This is a genomic window from Pseudomonas sp. GM80 (assembly GCF_000282515.1).
GTDB lineage: Bacteria > Pseudomonadota > Gammaproteobacteria > Pseudomonadales > Pseudomonadaceae > Aquipseudomonas.
Genome location: NZ_AKJD01000203.1, coordinates 1 through 15,207, shown reverse-complemented (window position 1 = coordinate 15,207; position 15,207 = coordinate 1). Strand labels below are relative to the sequence as shown.

General features: G+C 60.1%; 15 protein-coding genes. 10 read left to right on the top strand and 5 right to left on the bottom strand.

Annotated features, from left to right (window positions below; translation table 11 throughout):
* Nucleotides 1-2: 2 nt before the first annotated feature.
* The gene (locus tag PMI37_RS26345) at nucleotides 3-1,085 is read right to left on the bottom strand and encodes a hypothetical protein (RefSeq protein WP_008086895.1); all 1,083 of its coding nucleotides are present in this window, start codon (nucleotides 1,083-1,085) and stop codon (nucleotides 3-5) included.
* A 325-nt stretch (nucleotides 1,086-1,410) separates the two neighbouring features.
* Between PMI37_RS26345 and PMI37_RS26340 the strand changes: the two genes are divergently transcribed.
* Nucleotides 1,411-1,686, top strand: coding sequence for a hypothetical protein (locus tag PMI37_RS26340; RefSeq protein ID WP_008086894.1), 276 nt, complete (start codon nucleotides 1,411-1,413; stop codon nucleotides 1,684-1,686).
* A gap of 42 nt (nucleotides 1,687-1,728) precedes the next feature.
* Here the strand turns inward: PMI37_RS26340 and PMI37_RS26335 are convergent, their stop codons facing one another.
* Entirely contained in the window at nucleotides 1,729-1,932 is a 204-nt protein-coding gene (locus PMI37_RS26335; protein WP_007918829.1) for a hypothetical protein, read from the bottom strand.
* A gap of 243 nt (nucleotides 1,933-2,175) precedes the next feature.
* On the opposite strand from PMI37_RS26335, the gene PMI37_RS26330 reads away from it, so the two are divergent.
* The 4 genes from PMI37_RS26330 (at nucleotide 2,176) to paoC (ending at nucleotide 8,055) form a co-directional block, all read left to right on the top strand.
* Nucleotides 2,176-3,930, top strand: a complete 1,755-nt coding sequence (locus tag PMI37_RS26330) for an L-lactate permease (protein ID WP_008086892.1) — start codon at nucleotides 2,176-2,178, stop codon at nucleotides 3,928-3,930.
* 356 nt (nucleotides 3,931-4,286) lie between these two features.
* On the top strand, nucleotides 4,287-4,910 hold the full coding sequence (paoA, locus tag PMI37_RS26325) for an aldehyde dehydrogenase iron-sulfur subunit PaoA (protein WP_008086891.1): 624 nt from the start codon (nucleotides 4,287-4,289) through the stop codon (nucleotides 4,908-4,910).
* On the top strand, nucleotides 4,907-5,860 hold the full coding sequence (locus PMI37_RS26320) for an FAD binding domain-containing protein (protein WP_008086889.1): 954 nt from the start codon (nucleotides 4,907-4,909) through the stop codon (nucleotides 5,858-5,860). Before paoA ends, PMI37_RS26320 begins: the two co-directional genes overlap by 4 nt.
* A complete protein-coding gene (paoC, locus tag PMI37_RS26315; RefSeq protein WP_008086887.1) occupies nucleotides 5,857-8,055 on the top strand; it encodes an aldehyde oxidoreductase molybdenum-binding subunit PaoC in 2,199 nt (732 codons plus the stop codon). Before PMI37_RS26320 ends, paoC begins: the two co-directional genes overlap by 4 nt.
* A 97-nt stretch (nucleotides 8,056-8,152) precedes the next feature.
* On the opposite strand, the gene PMI37_RS26310 is transcribed toward paoC, so the two are convergent.
* Nucleotides 8,153-8,629 carry a (R)-mandelonitrile lyase gene (locus tag PMI37_RS26310; RefSeq protein WP_008086886.1) on the bottom strand — a complete coding sequence of 159 codons (477 nt, stop codon included), beginning with the start codon at nucleotides 8,627-8,629 and terminating at the stop codon, nucleotides 8,153-8,155.
* 98 nt (nucleotides 8,630-8,727) lie between these two features.
* Between PMI37_RS26310 and PMI37_RS26305 the strand changes: the two genes are divergently transcribed.
* Nucleotides 8,728-9,621: a LysR family transcriptional regulator gene (locus PMI37_RS26305; protein WP_008086885.1), complete on the top strand. Its 894-nt coding sequence runs from the start codon at nucleotides 8,728-8,730 to the stop codon at nucleotides 9,619-9,621.
* A gap of 170 nt (nucleotides 9,622-9,791) precedes the next feature.
* Here the strand turns inward: PMI37_RS26305 and PMI37_RS26300 are convergent, their stop codons facing one another.
* On the bottom strand, nucleotides 9,792-10,736 hold the full coding sequence (locus PMI37_RS26300) for an aldo/keto reductase (RefSeq protein ID WP_177323339.1): 945 nt from the start codon (nucleotides 10,734-10,736) through the stop codon (nucleotides 9,792-9,794).
* Between the two features lie 112 nt (nucleotides 10,737-10,848).
* On the opposite strand from PMI37_RS26300, the gene PMI37_RS26295 reads away from it, so the two are divergent.
* From PMI37_RS26295 to PMI37_RS26285, 3 genes are all read left to right on the top strand, one after another.
* Nucleotides 10,849-11,619 (top strand): alpha/beta hydrolase, encoded by a 771-nt coding sequence (locus PMI37_RS26295; RefSeq protein ID WP_008086883.1) that lies wholly within the window; start codon nucleotides 10,849-10,851, stop codon nucleotides 11,617-11,619.
* A 297-nt stretch (nucleotides 11,620-11,916) separates the two neighbouring features.
* Nucleotides 11,917-12,783: a CAP domain-containing protein gene (locus tag PMI37_RS26290; protein WP_008086882.1), complete on the top strand. Its 867-nt coding sequence runs from the start codon at nucleotides 11,917-11,919 to the stop codon at nucleotides 12,781-12,783.
* Between the two features lie 144 nt (nucleotides 12,784-12,927).
* Nucleotides 12,928-13,692 (top strand): PoNe immunity protein domain-containing protein, encoded by a 765-nt coding sequence (locus tag PMI37_RS26285; RefSeq protein WP_008086880.1) that lies wholly within the window; start codon nucleotides 12,928-12,930, stop codon nucleotides 13,690-13,692.
* 54 nt (nucleotides 13,693-13,746) lie between these two features.
* On the opposite strand, the gene PMI37_RS26280 is transcribed toward PMI37_RS26285, so the two are convergent.
* The gene (locus PMI37_RS26280) at nucleotides 13,747-14,193 is read right to left on the bottom strand and encodes an NUDIX hydrolase (protein WP_008086879.1); all 447 of its coding nucleotides are present in this window, start codon (nucleotides 14,191-14,193) and stop codon (nucleotides 13,747-13,749) included.
* A 523-nt stretch (nucleotides 14,194-14,716) separates the two neighbouring features.
* Between PMI37_RS26280 and PMI37_RS26275 the strand changes: the two genes are divergently transcribed.
* Nucleotides 14,717-15,145 carry a nuclear transport factor 2 family protein gene (locus tag PMI37_RS26275; RefSeq protein WP_008086878.1) on the top strand — a complete coding sequence of 143 codons (429 nt, stop codon included), beginning with the start codon at nucleotides 14,717-14,719 and terminating at the stop codon, nucleotides 15,143-15,145.
* Nucleotides 15,146-15,207: the final 62 nt, after the last annotated feature.

The window sequence follows — 15,207 nt, the reverse complement described above, 5'->3', positions numbered from 1 at the left end:
GATCATTCTCCTTGCACGTTGGGTTCGATCTGCTGATTGGTCGATTGCGGTGGCTGCCATTCGACACGATTGGCACCCAACCCGACCGACGGCGCGTCACTCGCCCCGAGATTGCGCTCGATCTGCCCGGCCATGTGCAGCGTACCCGCCATGACGCCGGTGGTCGGGTTCTGCACCAGTTTCAACCAGGCCTTGTCGAAGGTGTTGCCCAGGCTGCTACGGATCAGTGCTTCGCTGTCAGGGCGATCGTTGGCCTGAATGATCGCGCGGATGCCCACCACGCCCACCGAGATCATTGCCCCGGCGAGCTTGCCCGCGGCAGCGGCGACGGCACTCGCCGCACTGCGAGGCGCCATTTCCGCTTCAATGCGCTGGCTGGCCCGCTTGGCCACCGGCGCCATGCCGGCGTCGGTCGAGGCAATGCCCTTGGCGCCGCCATCGGTGTGGATCTTGTCAATCAGCGCGGCATAGGCCGGCAAGGTGTTCAGCGGTTCGGTGCTGATGACCTGAAACAGCGAAGCATCGCGCGCCGGGGGCGGGCCGAGGGCAATCGCCGGAATCTTTTGCAGACGGCCATTGAGCTGCGCAACCGGCACGCCATGACGTTGGGCGATGAGCGGCATTTGCTGCGCCATCAACTGCGCATAGAACGCCGTGGCCTGACCCAGAATCGCATCTGGATCAATCTCCACCGCCACCGGCGCCAGCACTTTTTCCTGATATTGCTCAAGCAGATACGTCGCCAGACGCTTGGCCGAAGCATCCTGCTCTCCGCCAGCGCTGATCGTGTACCAACTGACCTTCATCGACAGCCATTCCTGCGTCCAGTAGCTGCTGAACCACGGGATGAAATTTTCTTCAGTTTGCTCATAGACGCGAGTACGCCAATGTTCCATCGAGCCACGGGCGAACAGCTTGACCTGCTCGGTGGCCTGTTGCGAAGCGCTGACGATTTCGCGGTCGATCTGCTGCCAGGTCGCAGGCGAAACCACCACGGCCTGCGGCGCTGACACCGGGGCTCGCGCCGACGTGGCGCAGCCGGCCAGGAGGAACAGTGCGGCGACGACCAGCGCACGCAGGTTCACGGTGAGGGCGTCCTTTGAATGAGGAAGAGGCAGTTTTGATTATAGGTGGATCAGCCGGGCCTGATGGTGGATGTACCGGCCTCATCGCTGGCAAGCCAGCTCCCACAAAGACTTATGTTGGAAACATAACCTTAGCCACAACATGGCTCCCTGTGGGAGCTGGCTTGCCAGCGATGGGGCCCGCAAATTCGATGGGGCCCGCAAATTCACACAAAAACCCGAACCATCACTGTCGTCGATATTCACCATCGCCACGATTGCCTTCCGCCCGCCGCCAACGATAGGCACGATTACCCCATCCGAGACACAACGAGGAGCACACAACATGATTCACACCCACGTCACCCTCTCCGTGAGTTTCCCGGTGTTCGGCAGCAACTACTACGACCAGCACGCGGTGTCGCACAAAGCGCAGGCGCTGCTGTTCAACGAAGATTTTGAAGATTTGCTGATGCCCGCCGCCACCAATCATTTCAGCAATGAAGTGGTGGGCATCAACGATCAGTTCCGCTTTCTGAGCGACATTCTCGCCACCCATTTGCTGGACATCGAGGCCTCTGTGCCTGCGCGATCCAGCGTCCAGGCGAGCGCTCATTTTTAACAACAAAGGGCGTCCCATCGCGGGACGCCCTTTTCTGTTCAATCAATCATCATCCCGATCACGGTAGTAGCGACGCCCGTCGCGGCGATCGTCACGGTCATCCCAACGCCGGTCATGGTCGTAATTACGGCCATGGTCGCGGTCGTAATGCCGGCCATGGCGGTGGTCATCATCAAAATCCGCCACACAGCCACCGAGCAAAACGGCGGCGGTCACGGTCAGCAGCATCGTTGTAGCGCGCTTCATTCAACACTTCCCTAAAACCAAGGTCTTGACGACGGAATCGGCCACGCTGCCCACGCCTTCAGGACGCGGTGCGCGCAGCCGCAGATACGACCGGGCAAATCGAGGTTGATTCACTGGCCACTAGCGACCGTTTGTCGCCCCGCCGGCCCTGTGCGGACGGCGGCGAAATGCCACCTATACTCCTTGCAACCTAGCCCCACGCAATGGATCTGCGCCCTCAATAACAACAAGCAGAGGTGGACCATGGTCTGGCAGCAAATCTACGATCCGTTCGGCAATCCGTTGATCTCCACACTGATGGCCGCCGTGCCGGTGGTGGTGATGCTCGCGGCGCTGGCGTTCTTCCACGTCAAGGCTCACCTCGCAGCGCTGCTGGCTTTGGCATCTGCGCTGCTGATCTCGATTTTCGCCTTCGGCATGCCGGCGAGCATGGCCGGCTCGGCGGCGTTGTTCGGCGCGGCAAATGGCTTGTTGCCGATTGGCTGGATCGTCCTCAACATCATCTTTCTGCATCGCCTGACCACCGAGAACGGCTCGTTCAAAGTGCTACAGGATTCCCTCGCCCGAATCACCGATGACCGTCGTTTGCAGTTGCTGCTGATCGCCTTCTGCTTCGGCGCGTTTTTTGAAGGCGCGGCAGGATTCGGCACTCCAGTGGCGGTCACCGGGGCGATTCTGATCGGGCTCGGCTTTTCGCCATTGGCAGCCTCTGGCCTGGCGCTGATCGCCAACACCGCTCCGGTCGCGTTTGGCGCACTTGGCACGCCGATTATTACCCTGGCAAAAGTCACCGGGCTGGATGAAATGGAGTTGTCGATGATGGTCGGTCGGCAGTTGCCGTTCTTCTCGGTGCTGGTGCCGTTCTGGCTGATCTGGGCCTTTGCCGGTTGGCGCAAAATGCTGGAAATCTGGCCGGCGATTCTGGTGGCCGGCGTCAGTTTCGCCGTGCCGCAGTTTCTCGTGTCGAACTACCACGGGCCGATGCTGGTAGACGTGATCGCCGCACTGATTTCCATGGCCTGCCTGACGCTGTTTTTGAAGGTATGGAAACCGGCGACCATCCACACCTCGGCGGCGCTTTCCGGGCGGGTCGACAACTCGAAAGTCGATGAAGAGAAAGTCACCGCCAGCGCCGCATTCAGCGATCAGGCGCGCCCGGCCATCATGCGTGCGTGGATGCCGTGGATCATCCTCACCGTGTTCGTATTTGCCTGGGGCACGCAGGGTTTCAAAAACATCTTCGATGTGCGTCCGGCGATGGATCCAGTCACCCATTCGGCCAAGCTCGATCCGCAAGGCAAACCGGTCAACGAAGCCAACCCGATTTTCGCCCCGGCCGTGATCTTCACTTCTCTGCACCTGCAGATCGAAAAAGTCCCGCCGGTGGTGGCCGCGCCGAAGGCTGAAGAAGCCGTGTACAAATTCACCTGGTTCACGGCGACTGGCAGCGGGATATTGCTGGCAGCAATCGTCGGCGGGTTGCTGATGGGCTACTCGATTCCGCAACTGATCAAGCAGTATCTGCGCACGCTGTGGGTGGTGCGTTTTTCGCTGATCACCATTGCGGCGATGCTGGCGCTGGGGTTTCTTACGCGCTACTCGGGTCTCGACGCAACCATGGGGCTGGCGTTTGCGGCGACGGGGATTTTCTACCCGATGTTTGGCACGTTGCTCGGTTGGCTCGGGGTGGCGCTCACCGGCTCCGATACGGCCTCGAACGTGCTGTTTGGCGGTTTACAGCGAGTGACGGCAGAGCAACTCGGCATCAGTCCGGTGCTGATGGCGGCGGCAAACAGTTCGGGTGGCGTGATGGGCAAAATGGTCGATGCGCAGTCGATCGTGGTCGCTTCCACCGCAACCCGCTGGTATGGGCATGAGGGTGAGATTCTGCGCTACGTGTTCTTCCACTCGATCGTGCTGGCGATACTGGTCGGTGGATTGGTGACATTGCAGGCCTATGTGGCGCCGTTCACCTCCATGGTGGTTGGCGGGCATTAAGGTTGGGTGATCTGGCCCCATCGCTGGCAAGCCAGCTCCCACAGAGATTTGTGCTGTAAACACAATCTCACTCACAACATGCAACTCTGTGGGAGCTGGCTTGCCAGCGATGGGGCCATGTCATTCAACACTAGGTTGGCTGACAAGGCGCTATCGCGAGCAGGCTCACTCCTACATGTAATGCGTGTCGCAGCTGCGATTGATGAGCCCTGCGCATAACTCTATAGCGAAAATCCGCAAAAACCTTTTCCTCTCTCCAGCAGTCACTCCTTAACGAGACCGGCGATCACGCTGGCTGCCCGCTTGGGCCATCGACGACCCTGCTGCCCTGATTGAGAGAGAAAAGGAATCGAACCATGACGATTTCCCGACGCGGATTTCTGATCCTCGGCGCCGTGACCGCCACGGCATTCGCGATGCCGCCATTTATCAGCCTCAAGGCCTACGCGGCCAACCTGGAGCAACCGGCCATGAGCAAAGTGACGATCAACGTCAACGGCAAGCCGCGCGCGCTTGATGTCGACACCCGCACCACCCTGCTCGATGCCCTGCGCGAACACCTGCAACTGACCGGCACTAAAAAAGGCTGCGACCACGGCCAATGCGGCGCCTGCACGGTGATTGCCGATGGCCGGCGGATCAATTCGTGCTTGACCCTCGCAGTGATGCACGACGGCAGCGAAGTCACCACCATCGAAGGCCTCGGCATGCCCGACAATCTGCATCCGATGCAAGCCGCGTTCATCAAGCACGACGGGTATCAGTGTGGATATTGCACGCCCGGGCAAATCTGTTCGGCAGTGGCTGTCATCAAGGAAATCCGTGACGGCATTCCAAGCCACGTCAGTGAAAGCCTCACCGAGGCGCCACAGTTGATCGCCCGGGAATTTCAAGAGCGCATGAGCGGCAACATCTGCCGTTGCGGCGCCTACTCGAACATCATCGAAGCCATCAGCGAAGTCGCGGAGGTGCCAGCATGAGACCGTTCAGTTACAGCCGCGCCGATTCCCCCGCCGCCGCTGCGCAAGCCGCTCAAGCCGAAGGTGCGCGTTTCATTGCCGGCGGCACCAATCTGCTCGATTTGATGAAGCTCGACATCGAAACCCCGCTGCACCTGATCGACGTCAATCACTTGGGCCTTGATCAAATCGAGGCCACGCCAGAGGGCGGTTTGCGCATCGGCGCGCTGGTGCGCAACACCGATCTGGCCGCCGACCAACGCGTGCGCAAGGACTACGGTTTGCTTTCCCGTGCATTGCTTGCCGGTGCTTCCGGACAGCTGCGCAACGTGGCGACCACTGCCGGCAACCTGCTGCAACGCACGCGCTGCCCTTACTTCTACGACACCAATCAGGCCTGCAACAAGCGCCAACCCGGTAGCGGTTGCGCGGCGATTGGCGGAGTCAGTCGGCAACTGGGGATCATCGGTGTCAGCGACGCCTGTATCGCCACGCACCCCAGCGACATGGCCATCGCCATGCGTGCCCTCGATGCGCAGATTGAAACGATCAAACCTGACGGCAGCACACGCAGCATCGCCATGGCCGATTTTCATTTGTTGCCGGGCAACACGCCGAACATCGAAACCAGCCTCACGCCCGGCGAATTGATCACCGCAGTAACACTGCCGGCGCCCGTCGGCGGCATACACATCTATCACAAGGTACGCGATCGCTCGTCATACGCGTTTGCCTTGGTTTCGGTCGGCCTGATCCTGCAAAAGGACGGCAGCGGGCGGATTGCGGTCGGCGGCATTGCGCCGAAACCGTGGCGCGTGGAAGCCGCTGAAGCGCTGTTGCCCAAAGGCGCAAAAGCCGTCAGCCAACGTCTCCTCGACGGTGCGACGCCAACCCATGACAACCAATTCAAACTGACCTTGGTGGAGCGCACGCTCGGCTCGGTGTTGGCCCAAGCGAGGGACGAAGCATGAAATTCGACACGCCCGCCACCACCAACCCGATCGACCAGTTGAAGGTCGTCGGCAAAGCCACCGACCGCGTCGAAGGCCCGTTGAAAACCAGCGGCCAGGCGCCTTATGCCTATGAGCAGCATGAGGCCGTGGCCAATCAGGCTTACGGCTTCATGGTCGGCTCGGCCATCGCCAAGGGGCGGATCAACAACATCGATCTGGAGGACGCCAAAGCCGCGCCCGGCGTCCTGGCCATTGTCACCGCCGCCAACGCCGGCAAACTCGGCAAGGGTAAATACAACGCCGCGCCATTGCTGGCCGGGCCCGAGATTCAGCACTATCACCAGGCCGTAGCGCTGGTGGTCGCGGAAACCTTCGAACAGGCCCGCGCCGCTGCGCAAATGGTCAAGGTCGATTACGTTACCGCCGAAGGCAAGTTCGACCTGGCCAGCGTGCGCGACCAAGGCGTCGAGCCGAAAGACGAGTTGCCTGATGTCAAACACGGCGATTTCGCCAAGGCTTTTGCTACCGCACCGGTGCAGTTCGACCAGACCTACACCACGCCGGATCAGTCCCACGCGATGATGGAGCCGCACGCGACATTGGCCGCGTGGAAAGGCGATCAACTGACCCTGTGGACGTCGAATCAGATGATCGCCTGGAGCGTCGCCGACATCGCTGCCACCCTCGGTCTGCCGAAGGAAAAAGTTCGGCTGATCTCGCCGTACATTGGTGGCGGATTCGGCGGCAAACTGTTCATCCGCGCCGACTCAATCCTTGCGGCCCTCGGTGCGCGTATGGCTGGCAGACCGGTAAAAGTCGCCCTCGCCCGCCCGCAGATGGCCAACAACACCACCCACCGCCCCGCCACCATTCAGCACATTCGCATGGGCGCGACGGCGGACGGCAAACTCACCGCGATCGCCCACGAAGGCTGGTCGGGCAACCTCGCAGAAGGCAAGGTCGAAGTTGCGGCGCAGCCTAGCCAATTGCTCTACGCCGCTGAAAATCGTCTGGTCAGCATGCGTCTCTCACCGCTGGATCTGCCAGAAGGCAACTCCATGCGCGCGCCGGGCGAAACCCCGGGGTTAATGGTGCTGGAAATTGCCATGGATGAAATGGCCGAGCAGCTCAAACTCGACCCGATTCAGTTCCGCATCCTCAACGACACGCAGGTCGACCCGGTCAAAACCGACCGGCCATTTTCTCAGCGACAGTTGATCGAATGCCTGCAAGTCGGTGCTGAAAAGTTCGGCTGGAACCAACGCAAAGCACAACCCGGGACACGGCGCGAAGGTCGCTGGTTGATCGGCATGGGCGTGGCAGCGGCGATTCGCAACAACCTGTTGGTCAAGTCCGGCGCGCGGGTACGGCTGGAGCGCGACGGCAAGGTCACGGTGGAAACCGACATGACCGACATCGGCACCGGCAGCTATACGATCATCGCGCAGACGGCAGCGGAAATGATGGGCGTTGAGTTGAAGGATGTGACCGTGCATCTGGGTGATTCGAGCTTCCCCGTTTCGTCCGGCTCCGGTGGGCAATTCGGCGCCAACTGCTCGACCGCCGGCGTCTACGCCGCGTGCATGAAACTGCGCGAGGCAGTAGCCGGCAAGTTGGGTTTGGCAGCAGATCAAGCGGAGTTTGTCGACGGTCAGGTACGAGTAGGCGACAAGCATGTGCCGCTGCGCAATGCGGCGCAAAACGGCGCAATAACCGCCGAGGACAGTATCGAGTTCGCCGACCTTGCCGAGCAGTATCAGCAATCGACCTTCGGCGCGCATTTCGTCGAAGTCGCGGTGGACGCAGCAACCGGCGAGGTGCGCGTGCGGCGGATGTTGGCGGTGTGCGCGGCTGGGCGAATTCTCAACCCGAAAGCGGCGCGCAGTCAGGTGATCGGGGCAATGACCATGGGCGTCGGTGCGGCGTTGATGGAAGAGTTGTCGGTGGACAAAAAGCTCGGCTTTTTCGTCAACCATGACCTGGCCGGATACGAGGTGCCGGTGCATGCCGACATTCCCCATCAGGAGGTGATTTTCCTTGATGAAACCGATCCGATCTCGTCGCCAATGAAGGCCAAAGGGGTCGGTGAGCTGGGCATCTGCGGCGTCAGCGCGGCGGTGGCGAATGCCATCTACAACGCCACCGGAGCGCGGGTACGGGATTACCCGATCACCCTCGATAAAATCCTCTCTTCACTCCCCGAAATGATCTAACTCTGTAGGAGCTGCCGCAGGCTGCGATCTTTTGATCTTGCTTTTAAAAAATCCTAAGTCAAAAGATCGCAGCCTGCGGCAGCTCCTACAGGGACCATTAGTCGATCTGTGGGTATTGCTCGGCGCTCACCTGCTCCATCCATTCCACCACTTTGCCATCGAGCACTTCAGCAATGGCGATGTGGGTCATGGCCGTGGTCGCTGCCGCACCGTGCCAATGCTTGGCGCCCGGCGCAATCCACACCGTATCGCCTGGACGAATCTCGCGCACCGGCTGCCCCCATTCCTGCACATACCCCGCCCCGGCGGTGACGATCAATGTCTGTCCCAGTGGATGCGTGTGCCAAGCGGTGCGCGCACCCGGCTCAAATGTCACCGTCGCGCCACTGACCCGCGCTTCATCAGAGCCCTTGAACGGCGCATCGACGCGCACAGTGCCGGTGAACCAATCCGCCGGGCCACGGGCCGAAGGTTGCGAGCCATTGGGCGTAACGCTCACGCGGGGATTTTCACTGGCCTGTACCTCACCCGCCAGCAGGGACAGGGTCAACGCAGAAGCAGCAATCGGATTCATGGCAATGTCCTCCTCAGAATCAATGCAATCACTTTACCGATCCGCACTCTTTTGATAATCGACTAGAATTCGAAAAAACTTATGCAGGACACTCATCAATGCTCCGAGAAAACGCCACCGACCTGCTCGCCTTCCTCGCCGTGGCCCGCGAACGCAGCTTCACCAAAGCTGCCGCCAAGCTCGGCGTCTCGCAATCGGCGCTAAGCCACACCATTCGGGCGCTCGAAGCGCGCCTTGGCCTGCGCCTGTTGACGCGCACCACCCGCAGCGTTTCTCCCACCGAGGCCGGCGAACACCTGCTGCAAACCATCGGCCCGCGTTTCGAAGAGATCGAAGTGGAACTGGCCGCCCTGAGCAACCTGCGCGAAACCCCGGCGGGCAAGATCCGCATCAACGCCACAGACCATTCGCTGGACTGGCTGCTGCGCCCGGTACTCAAGGAATTCCTGCCCCGATACCCCGACATCGCCGTCGAAGTCAGCTGCGATTACGGTTTCGTCGACATCGCCGGGCAGGGTTTCGACGCCGGCGTGCGCTTGGGCGAAGACGTGGCGCAAGGCATGATCGCCACGCGCATCGGCCCGGACATGCGCATGGCGGTGGTCGGTTCGCCCGCCTACTTCGCCAAACGCAACGCCCCACAAACCCCACGCGACCTGACCGACCACGCCTGCAACAATCTGCGCCTGCCCACCAATGGCGGGCTCTACAGCTGGGAGTTCGAGAAGGATGGCGAAAGCCTGAAAGTGCGGGTGTCCGGGCAGATCACCTTGAACGGCGTCTACCCGTTGCTTGATGCGGCGCTGGATGGCTTCGGTCTGAGCTACATTCCGGAAAACATCGTTGCACCGTATCTGGCCGACGGGCGCCTGGTGCAAGTGCTGGAGGATTGGTGCCCGACCTTCGCCGGTTACCACCTGTATTACCCGAGCCGGCGCCAGGCAGCACCGGCATTTGCGTTGTTGCTGGAAGCGTTGCGCTATCGTCCCTGACCCCAACCGCCAACCTGCTTTCTGTAGGAGCCGAGCTTGCTCGCGAAGAGGCCATATCAGTCGATATTTTCGCTGACTGATACAGCGCTTTCGCGAGCAAGCTCGGCTCCTGCAGAATTTGTTGCAAGAGTTGGCCCGCGCGCATGGCACAAGCTGGATATCCCCGCAGACTAGCCCAGTAAAGCAATCAACTGATGCCGCTGCGCATCCGTGAGCATCGGCCCGAATCCGGCCCTGACGTTGTCGGCCATATAACGCGGATTGCTCGTCCCCGGAATCACACAGGTCACCGCCGGATGCGCCAGCAGAAACTTCAGTGCCAGTTGCGGCCAGCTGTTGACCTGGACGTCCGACACCCACGCTGGCAGCGGTTTACCCTTGAGCCGGCCCAGCAAACCACCGCCGCCGAACGGCCGATTGCAGATCACCGCGACCCCTCGCTCGCGGCACAGCGGCAGAATCCGCTTCTCGACGCCCCGGTCATCAAGGGCGTAGTTGATTTGCAGAAAATCCAGCTGTTCGGCCTTCAGCACCGCTTCGACTTCATCGTAGGCCGACGGCGTGTAATGAGTGATGCCGATGTAGCGGATGCGCCCCTGCGCTTTCCATTCGCGCAGGGTCGGCAGGTGCGTTTGCCAGTCGAGCAGGTTGTGGATCTGCATCAGGTCAATGCGTTCGGTGCGCAACAGGCTGAACGACTGCTCCATTTGTGCGATGCCCTCCTTGCGCCCGCGTGTCCACACCTTGGTCGCCAGAAACGCCGGCGAACGCGGTTCATGGATCGACAGCAGTTCACCGGTGGTCTGCTCGGCGCGGCCATACATCGGCGAGCTGTCGATCACCGTGCCGCCCTTGGTGAACAGCTCATCGAGTACCGCGGGCAGTTGCCGATAAACCGGGTCGCCCGGCGCCACATCGAAACCGCGATACGTGCCCAGACCGACCAGGGGCAATGACTCTGAGCTGGAGGGGATGGCGCGGGTCTGCATGGCTTGGCCTCGGATAGTCGCGGGTGGCGCGGCAGTGGCCAGCGCCCGATCAAAAGTGAAGACTGCCGAAACCCCGGCAGCCAGCGTGAGCAATCGGCGACGGGAGTAACCCTCAGTGTGGCTCATGCTGGTTCCCCTGCTGCGTGGATCTGTTGCATGTTGTGTGCGCAGGCTGCCCGGTGAAACCCCCTGAACTACACTGCGACAGCAAACCTTCGTACCCGTTAAAAGTAGCCGAATGTCCCGAACCCTGATGTCACTCGTCGTATTGATCGTCGCCGTGTACCTGGCGCTGTGTGCGGCGCTGTTCTTTTTTCAGCGCTCGTTGATCTATTTTCCGCAGCCCAGTGCGGTGAATTCGGCAGATTCGCGCCTGAAACTGGCAATGCCCGATGCGGACGTTTGGGTGAGCACGCACGAGCGCGTCGGCGCGCGGGCACTGATCTATTTTGGCGGCAATGCCGAAGACGTCTCGCGCAACGTGCCGGAGTTCGCCGCAGCATTTCCCGATTACGCGTTGTATTTCCTGCACTACCGTGGCTTCGGTGGCAGCGGCGGTTCGCCGTCCGAAGAGGCGATTGCCGAGGATGCCCTGGCGCTGTTTGATCAGGTGTATGCCAGCCATCCGCAAATCGCCGTGGTCGGGCGCAGCCTGGGCTCGGGGGTGGCCGTGCGTCTGGCCAGTCAGCGGCCGGTGCAGAATCTGATTCTGGTGACGCCGTACAACAGCCTCGAAGAAGTCGCCGTGAAACAGTATCCGTGGGTGCCGGTGAAATGGTTGCTCAAGGATCGCTACGAGTCGGGCAAGTACGCCGCGCATTTACGCGTGCCGGCGTTGCTGCTGGCGGCGAGTGATGACGAGGTGATAGCGCGGGACAGTACGCAGCGCTTGCTGGAGAATTTCCCCAACGGCGTGGCGACGCTGAAAATCGTGCCGGATTCGGGGCATAACTCGATTTCCGAGCGTCGGGAGTATTGGCGGTGGATGGGGGATGTGTTGAATCGGTGATGTTTTTCCCCTGATGTCCCTCTAGTGCCTGGAATGGCCACATCGCTGGCAAGCCAGCTCCCACAATTTTTGTGATGAATAGAAATGACGTGTACGACTCAAATCTCTGTGGGAGCTGGCTTGCCAGCGATGAGGCCAGCTAGATAGCCATCAACGCCCCTGAAACACGCAACATGTCGGCGCCATGCAAAGCCTTTATCCGTCCGTGAACCAAGTCCAGAAACCCCAGTCCTATTCGCGCCGCTTTCTGCGGCGCAACCCATTTGAGCGCTGTCTTCCTTCTGAGCCATCCACCCCATGCGCCACGCCGTTCGCTCGTCTCGCCTTGTTTCGCTGTGCCTGCTGATCCTTTCCCCCCTCTTCACCACCACCGCCCACGCCGGTGCAGAACGGCAACTGGTGGCCGCCATCAATGATTACCGCGCGCACCCACAGCGCTGTGATCGGCGCCCCGCCCAACGGCTGGCGCCGCTGGCACTGAAATCCAATCTGGTGCTACCCAACGGTTATCGCTACAGCGGCGGCATGCGCGAGGCGCTGAGGTCAGCGGGGTATTCGGCGGTGGCCGTGCGCAGTATCCGCATCGTCGGTGCGCAGGACGCAGAAGAAGCCTTCGACCGACTGCAAAGCGACTATTGCGGTGCATTGCTGGATGCAACCTACGCCGACATCGGCATCCGTCGTACTCGCAGCGAATGGCAAGTGGTGCTGGCCCGCCCGGTGCTCGACAGCCGCGTCGGTGACAATCGCAGTGTCGGCACAGCGTTGCTCGCCGAGGTCAACGCCGCCCGCGCCCGCCCAAGAATGTGCGGCCGCCAGCGTTTCGCGGCGGCGCGACCATTGAGCTGGAATGCGGCGTTGGGCGCAGCGGCTCAGGGCCACAGCAAAGCCATGGCGTACGGCAACTATTTCGCCCACCGCGATCCTGATGGTGATCTGCCGGCGGATCGCGCTCGGGCGGCGGGTTATCGCGGTCGGCAGGTCGGCGAAAATATTGCCGCCGGGCAGAGTTCACCGGGCAAGGCGATGGCCGGATGGCTGGCCAGTCCCGGGCATTGCGCCAACCTCATGAACCCGATGTTCACACAGGTCGGCGCCGGTTTTGCCAGTGAGGCGCGCAGCGATAAAGGGGTTTACTGGACAATGCTGTTCGGCGCCCCCTGATTTCCCTTCCAATGTAGGAGCTGCCGCAGGCTGCGATCTTTTGATGTTGTTTTTCAAGATCAACAGAATACGTTCGTGCGCTTGATCGGCCTACCCGAATGCCGCACCCTTCACGCGTTTTTTTTCCAATGGATGGATCCCTGTATGCCAATCGAGCGTCAGCCGTATTTCAGTGCGCGCCACTACGAAAACTTCTTCAAAGAACACGATGAGGTGATCGAGTTTTGCAAGACCAACCGATTCGAATCCGACTCCGACGAAGAAGAAGCCTCCCTGCGTGCGAGACACATGCAGAGCCTCGCTCTGGATAAGCTACTGGCGACTTACACGGCCGGAGAAGCCATCGAGTTACTGGTGCCATTGCTTGAGGATGTGATTGAAAAGTATGAAGTGGTCCAGCGTGCGCTAGAGATCTATAACGAACTCGAACATATTTCCCCGCTGGCGATCGATGACTGGCCGGACCAGTATCAAGAAGCGGTTCAAGTCATGGGGCTGTGCATTTTGTTGCACCGCCACGACTTGCTGGCACGCTTCGTCAAACTGCTGGACCAGGCTGGTTATGCCGGCGATGACACGCTGTATGAGGATCTGCTGACAAAAGTGCTGCCGGGGCGGCATGACATCGATCAGTGGTATCACGACGCCTATACGCCGCTTGTTCAGGCGATTTACGTGGAGACGGCTGAGGCGGCTTCGGCGCGCCTGGATGAGTTTTGCCAGGGCTGGTACGCGTCCTTCGAACACGCTCCCTGGCATGACACTCACTTGCAGGGCGAGTGCGGCAACTTCGTCGGTTACTGGGCGATCGAAGCGGCAGCCATTGCCTTTTTGTACAACATCGATGACAGCAAAATCGATCACATGTTCTACCCGAAAGACCTGATCGAGTACGCACGCAATCATTGAGGCGATGCACGTTGCAATCAGGCGCAAGGCGCACATCACGACCTTGCGCTGAACTCAATCAAGCAACCCGGCGTTCTTCAGCAGCGCCTCCAGCCCCACCGGCACCAACGGCGTCTGTTCGCTGAAGCTGGCGCTGTCATGCCAGCGCACGGTGAAGGCAGCGCCGTCACTTTCATGCCCCTCAAGGTGGGATCGCTCATAGAGGCTGGAATCGGCGAAGTGAGCGTCATAGACCTGGACGATCTCGTGGCCGGGCGTGCCGTTGTAGACGAACAGACTTTCGAGCGTCCCGAGCAGTTGAAGCGCGGTCATCGCAAAGCCCAGCTCCTCTTCGACTTCTCGGGCAATTGCCTGGGCGCTGGTTTCGCCGAATTCGATGCCACCGCCGACAGGCCGGTAGATCGTCTGCTGTGTGACGGGGTCGTGAAACTGATTGACGAGGATCCGGCCTTTGTCATGAAAGACGCAGAGTGCGAGCGCGCGAATACGTTGTTCGGCCATGAGTGTGAAGTCCATTTGCAGTTTTTTGGGCGCGGCATTAAAACATGATTAATGCGCCCCAATCCGTGAACTTCACACGCTCAGACGTCGTTGTGAGGTCAGACCGGAGAAATGGTTGCCAGCATGCCGATCAGAATGGTCAATGTCAGAAATCCACCGAGAAAAAAAGCCATCTTGTTCATGTTGCTCTCTCCATTGCTGAGCTTGCGGTGCACCGGACGCTTCGGGATGAAGAACTGTCGCGATTGACCGGACTGCGCAGCTATTCTGAGCCTGTGACTGAACCGGTTACAGAGGCAGATTGAAACGAAAAAAGCGTATCAGATGACATCTGATCCTGCCGCGGCTGGGATTTTTTGATCTTTTCTTTCCAGATTGAAAGTCAAAAGATCGCAGCCTGCGGCAGCTCCTACAAGTGTGCATGGGGGGATATTCAGGGGATAGCAACATGGTTGCCTTGTTGGCGTGTTGATCTAGAGTCATCGCCATCGTCTGAACAACAACAAAAATAAACGGAGTGCACATGACTGAGCTGAAGCTGCAAGCCAACGTTGCAGAGTCCCTGAACCGCTGGCACGAGATGATCCGCACCGGCAACTTGAGCGCCCTGCCCGAGCTGCTCGATGCGCAAGCCGTGTTTCGCTCGCCAATGGCACACACGCCCTATCCCGGCGCACCGGTGGTGTCGATGATCCTCAATACGGTGTTCGAGGTGTTTGAGGACTTCCACTACCACCGTGAACTGGCGACAGCGGATGGTTTGAACGTGGTTCTGGAATTCAGCGCCAGGGTGGGAGCGAAGGAGCTCAAAGGCATCGACATGATTCGTTTTGATGAGCACGGCAAGATTGTCGAGTTTGAAGTGATGGTGCGGCCACTGAGCGGACTGCAGGCGCTGGGCGAAGAGATGGGCCGTCGCCTCGGCGCGTACCTCGCCTCCGCCAAACCCTGAATGGACCTGTAGGAGCTGCCGAAGGCTGCGATCTTTTGATCTTAAAAACAAGATCAAAAGAT

What these genes read in the sequence shown, in the direction of transcription:
- PMI37_RS26295 (WP_008086883.1), top strand. Translation starts at nt 10,849, where the DNA reads ATGTCCCGAACCCTGATGTCACTCGTCGTATTGATCGTCGCCGTGTAC.
- PMI37_RS26280 (WP_008086879.1), bottom strand. Translation starts at nt 14,193, where the DNA reads ATGGCCGAACAACGTATTCGCGCGCTCGCACTCTGCGTCTTTCATGAC.
- PMI37_RS26300 (WP_177323339.1), bottom strand. Translation starts at nt 10,736, where the DNA reads ATGAGCCACACTGAGGGTTACTCCCGTCGCCGATTGCTCACGCTGGCT.
- PMI37_RS26290 (WP_008086882.1), top strand. Translation starts at nt 11,917, where the DNA reads ATGCGCCACGCCGTTCGCTCGTCTCGCCTTGTTTCGCTGTGCCTGCTG.
- PMI37_RS26330 (WP_008086892.1), top strand. Translation starts at nt 2,176, where the DNA reads ATGGTCTGGCAGCAAATCTACGATCCGTTCGGCAATCCGTTGATCTCC.
- PMI37_RS26305 (WP_008086885.1), top strand. Translation starts at nt 8,728, where the DNA reads ATGCTCCGAGAAAACGCCACCGACCTGCTCGCCTTCCTCGCCGTGGCC.
- PMI37_RS26320 (WP_008086889.1), top strand. Translation starts at nt 4,907, where the DNA reads ATGAGACCGTTCAGTTACAGCCGCGCCGATTCCCCCGCCGCCGCTGCG.
- paoA (WP_008086891.1), top strand. Translation starts at nt 4,287, where the DNA reads ATGACGATTTCCCGACGCGGATTTCTGATCCTCGGCGCCGTGACCGCC.
- PMI37_RS26285 (WP_008086880.1), top strand. Translation starts at nt 12,928, where the DNA reads ATGCCAATCGAGCGTCAGCCGTATTTCAGTGCGCGCCACTACGAAAAC.
- PMI37_RS26335 (WP_007918829.1), bottom strand. Translation starts at nt 1,932, where the DNA reads ATGAAGCGCGCTACAACGATGCTGCTGACCGTGACCGCCGCCGTTTTG.
- PMI37_RS26275 (WP_008086878.1), top strand. Translation starts at nt 14,717, where the DNA reads ATGACTGAGCTGAAGCTGCAAGCCAACGTTGCAGAGTCCCTGAACCGC.
- PMI37_RS26340 (WP_008086894.1), top strand. Translation starts at nt 1,411, where the DNA reads ATGATTCACACCCACGTCACCCTCTCCGTGAGTTTCCCGGTGTTCGGC.
- PMI37_RS26310 (WP_008086886.1), bottom strand. Translation starts at nt 8,629, where the DNA reads ATGAATCCGATTGCTGCTTCTGCGTTGACCCTGTCCCTGCTGGCGGGT.
- paoC (WP_008086887.1), top strand. Translation starts at nt 5,857, where the DNA reads ATGAAATTCGACACGCCCGCCACCACCAACCCGATCGACCAGTTGAAG.